Raw genomic sequence first — 12,400 nt, forward strand, 5'->3', positions numbered from 1 at the left:
CTTCTACAGATGCAGTTGTGTATAAAGTGTCTCCATTATCAGAAAGAGAGGCAAAATCGCCAAGTGATTTAAGTGAATAATTTATGTTTTTTTGGAAAATGGACCACTGTCAGCTTATTACCCTTCGTGCTCTTTGATAAAAGAGAAAAGTGCTTATCAAAAAGAGCAATAGTGACATTATTTTTATCGTCAAAGAAAACTCGGTGAGCTTTATCTGAGGCATTGCTTGCTGCCCTGGAAAACATGATTCTAGATACTGGAGCGTCAATGCTGTAAGAATAAACACCATTCCCGTCAGTAAAGATACAATGGCCATCACTTGAAGAAATGATAACATTATTCATGGGTGCAACGTTGGAGTACACATCTCTCGGTCGAAACTGTATTCTCTTAACACCGGACTTAACGTCAGCAGCCCATAGATAATGACTTGCTCCACCTACCCCACCACAGATAACCCCGGTAGTCGCATTGAAATCCATGCCGCCGGATAAATTGTATCCAATTAACATTCGATCTTTAACATCTGGACCATTCCATAAGTACAGATTGAGGTTCTTAATATCTCTAACCAGATAATACTGGTTACTCGCAAGAGAATTTAATGAAAAAAGCAATGAACAAAAAACAACAAGAACTTTAGGGAGTATTAATTTCATACATAAATCCATTTTATCTAGTCGTTAACTACACACCGAAAATCATAGGTAGGCAGAATCCCATCTTTATCATAATTGAAAACGGAGTTCGTTTTGAAATTAGGTCTGAGCACTCAAAAAGTGATTACTTATTAATCACACAACGAAAAACACCATCGTCATAATCATGATCTTCTTCTGATTTTGGACTTGGTGGTGAAGATTGCCTGAACATCGTTAACGCATATTGGTCATCCCCACCAACAGCTCCGCGTAGAACTTTCTTTTCTCCTTTTGCTGGCCCCTGAGGATTTTTGACTGGAGAATGTGAATAGTAATCTGATGAATACCAGTCATTGGTCCATTCTTTTCCACTTAATCCCATATCATAAAGGCCCAAAGGATTTGGTGGATATTTGCCTACTGGATAAATTGGAAGCCCTAACCCACCAGTGTATTTATCTAACTCATCATAAGTTGGATAATTTCTGCCACGCTCAATCTTTCCATTATCAGTTGCAAAGGGTAAATATTTGCCTTCTGAACGTGCGGCATACTCCCATTGAGCTTCTGTCGGTAAATCTATTTTTTTCCCTGACTGCGCCCCTAGCCATATACAATAATCCTTTGCTCTCTGCCAGGTAACACTCACAGAGTAATCATCACTCAGAAGCAACGTAGAGTTCTTTGCAAGAATATCAACAGGCGGGGAGGGTGTGCCTGTCACTTCCAGATATATTTTATAGTCGGCATTTGTGACCTTATATTTTGAGATCATAAAACTTCCAAGAACGACATTATGAAGTACTTTATCGTCTTGTTGAATACTAAAAGGTAATTTATCCCCAACCAACGGTCCAAAGTCTCCCATCAGAAAATCACCGCCATTAACACTCACCATGTTGGCAATTGATTTTTTAATAAGATTATTGGCTAATTCTGATTTTTTTGATGAACCATCACAAGCAACCATTATGAAAACAATGAGCAACAATGTTTTTTCTACATTTCTATTTTTCATTACTATCTGCCTTATGCGATTCGAGTATTAACATTGTGATGTTCATTAATCAATGCAATATATTGTTTCATTTCGTCATGAGGAATTGGTCTAAAAGGTTCATCTGGGTCAACTGTGTCAGGAAGCCTTTCATAGAGAGTATGGATATTTTGTTCGTATTGCGTGGAGAAGCTCCCCATCAATCCTAACTCCGTCATTCCTAAAAAACTCAACAATGCCTTTTCATTAACTTCCGCACTACCCTTTCCTTCTGCCGGTATAGCAGTCATGTGTTGCATAACATTATTATAATCTGCTTTACTCTGCACCCATTTGAAGCAATACATTATTGCTGTTTTCCTTAACTGCATCACCCCCCATTTACTAGTATCCTTTTTTTGGTTTCTTTGATCTATAATATCAAAGGCGTTAAAATTCATTAATTGTGATATTATAGAACCTTTTGTTTCTGGTGGCGTATACTTCAACTGATCTGGATTGGCTATAATGCTGTTCATTAAAACCACACGCTTATCTTCGTTATCAAGAGTTTGGTTGAATTGTCTTAAAATCCCACGAACATCACTATTCAGGTGATTAAACATTTCAGATCCAATTTGAATTTTCTCTGCAACTAATATTATTGGAATTGCGCACAAAGCTCTAAATGAATCAAGAGGCATCATGTCCTCAAGCTTCTGGTAGTCAACATTTCTCAGCATATACATAAAGCCTTTCATGAATGCCGCAAACGAATTCCCATCAACTTCAAATCCTAAACAACCTTTGGCACCCACACCCCAGCAAAGCGCAGCCTTACAATAAATTCTGAAGCGACTGTTAATATATGTCACGTAAAAAACTGCAGATCCACCAGCCCCAGCCTGAGCAGTTACACCAAGAGACAGTTTGGCAATCGCGGTGAATTTTTTCTCTTTATTCACAATTTGCTTGTTACTATCGTGAGCGATTTGCTTGTCGTCATCAGGATGCGGATCAAACCATTCAATAGCACCGCTGACATTGCCACCCGCCTGAACGCCAGCAAAAGCGCCAATTTCTCCACCAGCCTGGACATCCGGCAGTGGAATGGTCAAATTAATCTTCCTCTGACCTGGAGGTGGCGGAGGTGCAAGTTTCGCAGGGCTTCCCTTAATCCCATAGCCCTTTGCCATTTCTCCACTAAAATCAGCTTCCACACCCAGCTCAATCCCCAGGCTTGCCCCGACATTACCGGATAACACCGCATTTATCGTGTAGCGGATAGCACCCATGTTACAGACATCACTCGCTAACCCCGCAGATGCTTTGGCAGGAAACAACAATGCAATACCAAGCCGATCGGGAATAAAAAGTTCAGTCGATGCTTTCGCCTCACCCAGTGCAAAACTTGAGTGGCCTTCCATCTTCGCTGAGGCTTTCTTTTCTAAAGGGTTAAATTCAGCAGACAGCCCGGCCCCCTGGCTATAGCGCATCAGCTGTGCCTGTGCGCTGATGTCGACGTACTGATGATAAGTAGACTCATCGTCGGGCTTATCATTTTCTTTGGGCCAGGTAAGCCCTTTATTCATTTTCTTCGCCCAGTCAGTAAGCACAACATTACTATCTTCTATTAGTTCATCTTCAAACTTAAGGCTGGCTGACGCTTCTTTTAATTGTTTTATTAACTCTTCGGTATCAATCTTCCCCGATCGAACTGTTTTTTTCGTTTGATTCCCATTAGCATCGACACCAGTAATTTCTTTATATTCATATTTAATGAAACTGGCCTCACCGCTTTCCTTATCTACCTCACTAAGTTTGTACTTCCGCCAGTGGCTGCGAATTTTGTCGGAGCGGACATAAGTACTCTTAAACCCAGTAGTCTTCTGGAGAGGAATCAATTCCATAAGGCCTATCGCGGAGCCCTTGGAGTTCTCATCAAGCAGTTCCCCTTCAGGAACCTGTGCGGTAAGCGTTTTAAGCTCTGCCTTTAGTTTTTCGTTAGCGTCATTGAGTTGTTGATAGGTACTCTGAAGTTTGCTGTCATAAACACGTTGTGGTTGCTTGCCTGCCTGAGTCAACATTTTGAAATTGAGTTCATCCAGAGCAATCTGCGCTTTCTTCTGATTTTCCAGTAACGCTGTCATTTTCAGCTGTTCCTGTATGAGTAAACGATTATCTTTTGCATCAACGCAAAGTAACGTTGCACTGCCCGGGTGAAAATAAACCTGAGGGCCGTGCTCTCCGTTAACGACAGTGTTTTTACTCACGTTATCCAGACTACTTTGCTGTGTACCTTTGGTCATCTTCTGGCTCCCTGAATTAGCCACCGAGCAGTTCAATATTGATTTTGCTTTTTGCCGCACCGAATATTTCTGCTGTCTTACCTTCACTGTCAGTGCGCCCTTCATAAACAGAACCATCAGCAGTAGTTATCCGGTATCGCGTGTTAGCCAGGATATCGCCAGACTCCTTATCCTGCGCAATAAAGTTATCACTATACCCTTGCGGAAGTTCCGGTTTAGGTGCGTCATAGTCCGCACTTCCCATTTTCTGAACGTTGGCACACTTCAGTAGAATATTTCCCGGAGCACCGAGCTCCATATGTCCACCCGCAAGCTTCATAAATGCACCGTCACAGTTAACAACCAGTTCTGTTGCACCCGTTATGACTACTTTGCCTTCCACACTGGTCACCGTGACGTCTTTTTTCGCAATAGCCTCAAGCGCATCATCCTGTGCCTGAATTTCAACTTTTCCCTTAGCGGCAAAAAGTTTCATTCCGGCCTTTCGGGCCAGCACACTCACAGCTTCACCCGCAGCCACAGTAAAACGCTTAAGCGCGCTGATATCAGTATTTTGCTGGGACATGATCCCTACGCTGGCACTACCCGACGCCATTCGAATCGCCTGTGGGCTGGTGATGCTCACCCCTTCAGGCGCATTTAATATGATCCCCGGTTTAGCGAGCTCTTTGAGAGCTGCGTTAAGCGTCTGCTGACTCGCAGTATCTGCTGGCAGGGCATCAGCCCCTTCAGCAGCAGATGACAAATTTTTTGCAATCATCAGAGCATTTTCCAACTGGGAAATGGCCTCTTTCATAGAGAGCATTTTGTCCCCGGCGAGCGTTTGTTTATCTGCTGTGATAAATACCCCTGCCCCACCTCGGATAGAAACATGTCGGTCAGTACGCAACTCCGCACCTTCGCCGCGAAGTTTCCTGGAAGCGTCTACATTATGGCCTAAATTGAGTTGGGTTTTGCCGCCATACTCTGTACTGAGCTTGATGTGTTCCTCGCCGCGTTTGTCTTCCATCCGCACTTTGTTAAGTCCAGCCGTGCGGATAACATTGCGCGTGCTGTTGGCTTCAGTGACATGGTCGACGTGGCGGGAGTCGTGGAGGGCATGGGCGATATACGGGCGATCCGGATCGCCCTCATGGAACGCAATGGCGACTTCAGTACCCTGTATCAGGGGAAAGTGAAAGCCGTAATTATCACCACCGTAAGGTTTGGCAAAACGCACCGGCATGCTTTCCATGCCCTGTTTTTTGTCATCACGGTCGGCATCAAACTTCACCCGGTACATGCCGGATGCATCCTGCCAGGCGTAGATGTCATTATCTTTGGCACTGGTCACACGCGCCATCAGGGTGCCGCTGACCACCGGACGCTTTTTAGCAGCAGGACGCCAGCAGCGGTTCTCGTAGTACGGCATCGCTACCCATGTCACTTTCAAGGCATTCTTACGGCTGCCGTAGTAGCCAGTGCGGATAATAACAACACCATTCTCCGTTTCCCGGGGCAGCGTTGGCGGAATAGCCGTTTCCGTGATGGTCAGTACCTGTGCCGGACCCAGAGTGTAGTCTGTACTGCTGCCGGTCACCGTGGTCTGCCCAGAAAGGAAGCGTTCATGTTCGAGGCGCGCCCAGAAGTTACCGGTTTCCGCTGTCGGGTTAATTTTGTCACCACGCTCAAGGTGACGCGGGCGATAATGGTACACATCGCCGTAAGTATTCCCCTCCCCGTCGCCGCGGGTCATGTCCGCTGGCATCGAGGTCAGGACGTTCTGGGCTTCACGGTGGTTATAGTCACTGGCGGTGACTGAACGCTCCACCACGTTATGCCAGACATGTACATCCCACACCGAGTCGGCCGCATTGTCATTCGCCCCTGACGGACTGTTCAGGGGCAATTTCTTACCAAACGACCAGGCACTCTTCTTGTCGGCGAAGTGCACCACTTCGGTCTGAGTATCAGGCTGCAGGGTGAAGAAGTAAAAAATCCCCACCTCAGCCAGCAGACGTTCGATAAACGCGAGGTCACTTTCCTGGTACTGATTTATCTGTTCCCGTTTTGGGTAGGTTTGTTTAAGCTTGAATTCATATTCCCACCCCTTCAAACCATGCTCGCCAAGAATTTGCTCTACCACTTCCGGCACTGATTTGTTGACGAAGAAACGGTGAGTACGAAACTGCTTATCCAGTAAGGATATAAAAGGTTCCAGAATAATTTCATACGTAACCTGATCGCGTGAACCAGCCAAGCGTCGGAAATTTGTCACTACACCATGAACAATTTTACCGACAACAGAATCTAATAGTTTCCCCACCCCCATGCTCAGCGTAGCGGTTTTACTTAACATCATTTCAGCCGTAAGATCCGGATGTGAACTGGTAAAACGAATGGTGTAATGATAGAGAGCACTCATTTGTTCTAAACCATCAAAACGTTCCACATCCAATGGATAAGGGCAGGAAGGAATATCCAGTTTATAGCGATTAAGGATACCCTCTGTCATTTTAAATATATTTTCCATTTCTATAATTCCTGTCCTGGGTTAGAATGATATTAAATAGAACCAAACCCAACAAATATGATGAATACTATCTATAATGTTCCCATTCATCATAAATGTATTTCAAGGCGAATTTATAAAGCCCATAACCTATGAGAAAGGCTACTATACTTGCCCCACCTAGAATAAAGCGGTAAGGATTGGCTGAAAAAAAGAAACAGTAGAAAGAGTAAATCATACTGATAGTTCCTAGTGTCATCCCGATACTGGCTACGATCCGTGAAACAATGATAAGTATAAAATCTTTTATATTCATAAACCTCCAAAGAAGTATTCGCAGACATTATTAAACTCTTCAGAATTTATCTTTGCAATTTCGCAAGCCGTCTCATAAGGCCTAACAATGTCCTCAACAAGATAATAAAAAAGATCAAAATCACCCATACTGTTTAATTTCTCATACATTATGGGGTTTCTTTCACGCAAGTACCGTGATGTATAAATAGATCTTGATGCTTCAGCGCCAACTCCCAATACACCACCAGCAACAGAACCAGAAAAAAAGGCACCAACTCCTTGAGATATAATCGCCCTTCCGAGGTTAACCCCCGTAAACTGCGAGAACATCATTTTATCTATAACACTTCCAGATATATTTCTTGAAAAATTTGAAATTTTATGCATGTCTACATGAGAAACAAAATCATCTATAAATGGTTTAATAACCTCATCGTTAAAAGTTACTTTTTTAACCAGTGCTGCTAACCGAAATTTATCATCCTGATTCTCTCTGCGGTGTTCCGTATCTATAAAATCATAGCCAAGATAGGCAAGGCTAATGGGTAAGGAAATAACACCTTTCGCCACAGCACCGATAAACCCAGACCCATCGATATGAATGGCCTCAAGCATATCTTTGGCAATCTCTTTTGCGCTGTCCATAATTGCTACCCTTTAGATAAACCAGTTAATCAAACGCCAGCACAATCCCTTCTTCGTCATCCCAGCCCAGCGTCAGGCTGTGTGGCTTCTGCTTCGCGGCCATGTGCGTGAGCAGTTGCTGGCTCAGCACCGGCAGGATTTGCTGGTTCAGCAGGCTGTCGACGTTGCGTGCGCCGGTGTCCGGCAGCAGGCAGGCGGCAGTCAGGGCGTCATACAGGCTCTCATCAATGTGCGTGGTCAGGCCGTAGTGTCGATGCAGGCGCTTGCTAACCTGTAACAGCTTCATTTCCACGATGGTACGCATGGCCGCTTCCGCCAGCGGACGGTAAATGACGGTCTGGAAGCGGGCCAGCAACGCGGGCTGGAAGTGGTCACGCAGGATCGGACGCAGCAGCTCGTGGAGATCGCCTTCGCTGGCCTCCGGCTGTTCGTCGAGCAACTGCATCAGGTGGTCGCTGCCGAGGTTGGAGGTCATCAGAATAACGGTGTTGCGGAAGTCGATTTCACGCCCTTCGCCATCACGCATAAAGCCGCGATCAAACACCTGATAAAACAGGTTCATCACGTCGCGGTGGGCTTTTTCGACTTCATCGAGCAAAACCACACTATACGGGCGCTTGCGCACGGCTTCGGTCAGGATCCCTCCCTGGCCATAACCGACGTAACCCGGAGGTGAGCCCTTCAGCTGGGAAACCGTATGCGGCTCCTGGTATTCTGAGAGGTTAATCGTAATGAGTGACTTCTCACCGCCGTACATGACATCGGCCAGCGCAAGCGCGGTTTCGGTTTTCCCCACCCCGCTCGGTCCCACCAGCAGGAATACGCCCTGTGGGCCATTCTCGGAGGTGAGACCCGTTTTTGCCGCACGCAGACGTCGGGCGATAGCCTCAAGCGCCACATCCTGCCCAACCACACGTTTACCGATTTCATTTTCCAGAGTCAGCAGTTCGATCTGCTCGTCCTTCATCAGCGATGACAACGGCACGCCTGTCCAGTCGGCAATCACGTTGGCAACGGTGCGGACATCCACATCCAGGGAGAGCAGCGGGTTGCTGCGCTGCATCTCGTTAAGCTCCTGTTGCAGCCTGTGAGTCTCACGCTGGCGTGATATATCCTGACGGCTTTCGCGTAGCTGCTCGGTAAGTTTCATCTCCTGACCGTACTGGGTTTCCAGTTCGTCGAGTGTCACTATCTGGCGCACCTCTTCCTGCTCAATCTCGCTCAAACGCTCGGCATGACACTGATTGCCAATGGCGATATCTTCCAGTAACCCCTGCTTCTCCATGTCGAGCGCAGCGATACTCGCGCGAAGGCGGGTTAGCTGTTCCGGTACCGTATCGAGACTCATACGCACGCGAGCGGCAGCGGTGTCCAGCAGATCGACCGCTTTATCAGGAAGCTGACGCCCGGTCAGATAACGACGTGAAAGAGTAACTGCCGCACGAACCGCATCGTCGGTGATATGCACATTGTGGTGTTCGGCATAGCGGGATTTCAGGCCACGGAGCATCAGGCAGGCAGTGTCATCGTCAGGCTCATCCACTTTTACCATCTGGAAACGACGTTCCAGGGCGGCGTCACGCTCGAAGTATTGTTTGTATTCAGACCAGGTGGTGGCCGCAATAGTACGCAGTTCGCCACGCGCCAGCGCCGGTTTCAGCAGGTTGGCCGCATCTGCACCACCCGCCTGATTACCTGCGCCAATGATGGTATGCGCTTCATCAATAAAAAGCAGAACAGGTACAGGCGATTGCTGCACCGCGTCGATGACGTTTTTCAGACGCTGTTCGAACTCGCCTTTCACGCCCGCGCCAGCCTGCAGCAGACCCAGGTCAAGGGTGCGCAGGGTAACCGTTTTGAGGGATTCCGGCACATTACCCTCTACTATACGCAACGCCAGACCTTCAACCAGTGCAGTTTTCCCCACGCCCGGCTCGCCGACCAGGATCGGGTTGTTTTTACGGCGGCGGGAAAGGATGTCCACCATCTGGCGGATTTCTGTATCGCGGCCAAACACAGGATCGATCTTCCCTTCCTTCGCTTTGGCAGTGACATCGAGGGTGAATTTATCCAGCGAGTTCTGCAGTGCAGGGCTCAGTTCCCCCTCTTTCATTTCCACACCAGCCGGACGCCCGACAAATTCCATTTCACCACCATGGCTCTGCGCCAGTTCAGCTTCGCGCTGCATTTCCAGACGTTCATCCGATTGCGCATCCAGCAAAGGCCGCAGGCGCTCCAGCTGGCTTTGAGCAAGCGTTAACAACGGCCAAAGGCCGTCACAACGTGCCAGTTTTGGTTTTTCCACCAGGGCCATCAGCAGATGGACGCTGCGAATGTGCTCTTCGCTGTTAAGGGAGGCAATCATCCAGGCTTCCTGCATCAGCGTCTGAATGGCATCAGACAGCTGGGGGCGATGGCGCACGGAGCGAGGTTGTCTGTCGAGCCAGCCAAGCAAATCCTGCCAGATGCCATCCATATCCCATTCATAGCGACGCGCCAACACCGTCAGGTCACCTTCCCCCTGCTCCAGCAGTTTTAGCAGCCAGTGCTCCGGCAAAATTTCCGCATGGGCGCGGGTCTGGCAGAGCGACGCCGCGCCTTCCATCGCACGGGCACAGTAAGGGTTCAGACGACGTAACAGGATGGCTGGATTTTCCATGAGATTCTCTCTTTGTCGGTTCCTGGGCACGCTACCGCCCCTCGCTGTTCACCAAAGCGCATAAGGTCAGGCAGGCAGATTGTTTTTTCTTTGCTGAGTGCCCGCATCTCAGGCATTCAGCAAAAACTGCGGGCAGGAAAACCTGCCCGCATCAGGATTACGCCGTGGCGCGTTCGTTCCAGGAGTCGGAATGAATGATGTTGCCGTCTTTGTAGGTCCAGGTGATTTTTTCGTAACGCAGTTCAACGCGTTCAAGGTGGTTGTGCTTCTCTTTAGAAGGATCCTTGATGTCATACATTTCAGGATTCACTTTCACTACCTTCACGTTTTCCAGTTTGGTGTTGAAGTACTCCACTTCCTGGCCCGCGTCGTTGATTTTGTACCACTTGAACTCAGCGGATTTTAGGGTCTGACCCGTGGTCACCGCCTTGTACAGGTACGGGCTGGAGGAATCGATTTCCTTCGTGAACAGGAACGGCGTGTGGATGCGGGTGCCGGTCAGCTTGCCGGTATTGTTGTCGGTCGGGATGTACAGGTTATGCTCCTGTGCAACCACTTCGATGCTGCCTTCACGATCCTGAACGTCAACAGACCCTTTGATGTCCGCGCCGCCGTCGTCCTTCAGCCAAAGATAAACAGGAATTGCCATGTTAATTACTCCGTTTTATTTTCTGAGACGCCATCATCCTGCGATGGCGCCATGTGTTTGCCGGGTATCTGACAGGCATTTGCCTGCGGTACCAGACTGATTTCGACACGGCGGTTAAGCGCACGCCCTTCCGGGGTGTCGTTGGTTGCGACAGGGCGGCTTTTGCCATAGCCCTGCACCGCAAAACAACTTTCCGGCACGTCGCCGGTGTCACGCATCCAGCTGCGCACCGCTTCGGCACGTTTCAGAGACAACGCCTGGTTTAGTTGCGGATTGCCGGTGTTATCGGTATGCCCTGACACGACAATCAGCCAGCCGGGCTTCGCCTTCACGCCGACCAGAGAATTCACAAGCATTTTGGTCGAACCGGCTTTCAGCGCCGACTTGCCAGAATCGAACAGCGACATGCTGTCAAGACGAAGGGTTTTCGGACCCTGAATGATTTTCTTGATGACCGGTGGCGGCGGCGGCGGTGGGGCCCAGTCGCTGACGGCGGCCTCAACAGGCGGCACCAGGCGCAGCCCCTGATACAAACCCAGGCGATAACGCAGTGGCTCCCCGCGACGCGCCCAGTCGTTCAGCAATGCGCCATCGGCTCTGAGGCGCTGCTGTGCGCGCAGTTTCGGTGCCACAGGCTTTCCCGTCAGTTGGTGATACAACGCAAGGTGATCGCCCACATTACGGATGAGACGCTGGTTGTTCATCCAAGATGCCAGCATGGCAAGTGCCAGGAAAATCCCGCCCAGAAACCCGGCGTAACGCCAGAACACCATTCTGCGGCTGACGCCCCGTCGGCGCGGCAGCGCCGGCAGCAGCAGTTCAGGCAACGGTAGTGGTTCGGTGGTCACAACGGTATCTGGTGGCAGCGCCGTCACGGTAGTGATATGCTGCTGCCAGAGATTGCCCTCGATACCGCTCACCGGCACTATGCACATGCCCTGTACACAAGGCTTCATCACCGGCAGTTCGCCCTGGCGCACCGACAGCAGGTCATTGACTGCGCTGTTCTGCCACGCAAGTAGGCTGTCCAGCCACAGCCCCTGACTCAGACGCGAAAGACGCCCGTCAGATCCACTCTCCCGGATCCACTCTGTCAGTGACACATTGCCCTGACCGGGCTGATACACCTGAATGCCGCTTCGCGGGCTGACTGTGCTAAACCAGACGGGTTCAGCTTCCGCGCAGGCCACAGGAGGCGATATCCAGGTCACGGTCCACAGCGGTGGGATCGTGCCAAATGCCGCACGGCACTGCACGACAGCCCGCTGCCAGCCCCGCAGGGACTGGGTAAAATCATCGCCGGAAGTGTGCTGTTCAGGTACCGCCGCCAGCATGACGGAGATTTGCGACGCCAGGGCTGGACGCATCAAACTCAGGTGCTGCGCAAAGAGGGGAAGCTGTTCCGCATCCTTCACCCGCAGATACCAACCTTGCCGGGTTTCCCGGCGATGGAAGCCGGACGCAAACAACGGAGTGTTGTCGCCACATGCGAGGATCACCGCCCCCTGAAAATCTTCCGGCGGCAGGTTTTCATCCACAATATCCCGGACAGCGGCCGCCCGTGCCTGAGTAGCCCGACGCTGACGCCATAACATCACCCCGGACATCAGAACAACCAGCAGGCTGATTGCCACACGACTACCTGAGGACAAGGGCCAGAATCCCAGAATGAGCCACAGCGCCAGTACGGTACCCAGGGCAGTTAACAGACTTCGGTACGTATCCCGCATCGC

Annotated in this window: 8 protein-coding genes; all 8 read right to left on the minus strand. The window is 49.4% G+C overall.

Annotation, left to right across the window (positions count from 1 at the left end; genetic code table 11):
* Positions 1–68: 68 nt before the first annotated feature.
* Complete coding sequence (locus NWV12_RS15740; protein ID WP_101744627.1) at positions 69–659, minus strand: hypothetical protein; 591 nt, start codon at positions 657–659, stop codon at positions 69–71.
* Positions 660–783: 124 nt separating this feature from the next.
* Positions 784–1,659 (minus strand): SUMF1/EgtB/PvdO family nonheme iron enzyme, encoded by an 876-nt coding sequence (locus tag NWV12_RS15745; RefSeq protein ID WP_101744628.1) that lies wholly within the window; start codon positions 1,657–1,659, stop codon positions 784–786.
* Positions 1,660–1,670: 11 nt separating this feature from the next.
* Positions 1,671–3,926: a hypothetical protein gene (locus NWV12_RS15750; protein WP_101744629.1), complete on the minus strand. Its 2,256-nt coding sequence runs from the start codon at positions 3,924–3,926 to the stop codon at positions 1,671–1,673.
* Positions 3,927–3,942: 16 nt separating this feature from the next.
* A complete protein-coding gene (locus NWV12_RS15755) occupies positions 3,943–6,438 on the minus strand; it encodes a type VI secretion system Vgr family protein (RefSeq protein WP_101744630.1) in 2,496 nt (831 codons plus the stop codon).
* A gap of 291 nt (positions 6,439–6,729) precedes the next feature.
* The gene (locus tag NWV12_RS15760; protein WP_101744632.1) at positions 6,730–7,359 is read right to left on the minus strand and encodes a hypothetical protein; all 630 of its coding nucleotides are present in this window, start codon (positions 7,357–7,359) and stop codon (positions 6,730–6,732) included.
* Positions 7,360–7,384: 25 nt separating this feature from the next.
* Positions 7,385–10,018: a type VI secretion system ATPase TssH gene (gene tssH, locus NWV12_RS15765; RefSeq protein ID WP_101744633.1), complete on the minus strand. Its 2,634-nt coding sequence runs from the start codon at positions 10,016–10,018 to the stop codon at positions 7,385–7,387.
* A 157-nt stretch (positions 10,019–10,175) separates the two neighbouring features.
* Positions 10,176–10,667, minus strand: a complete 492-nt coding sequence (hcp, locus tag NWV12_RS15770; protein ID WP_023325816.1) for a type VI secretion system effector Hcp — start codon at positions 10,665–10,667, stop codon at positions 10,176–10,178.
* Between the two features lie 5 nt (positions 10,668–10,672).
* Positions 10,673–12,397 (minus strand): OmpA family protein, encoded by a 1,725-nt coding sequence (locus NWV12_RS15775; protein ID WP_199767212.1) that lies wholly within the window; start codon positions 12,395–12,397, stop codon positions 10,673–10,675.
* Positions 12,398–12,400 lie beyond the last annotated feature (3 nt).

This window comes from Enterobacter sp. Crenshaw (assembly GCF_024734705.1).
Lineage (GTDB): Bacteria > Pseudomonadota > Gammaproteobacteria > Enterobacterales > Enterobacteriaceae > Enterobacter > Enterobacter asburiae_B.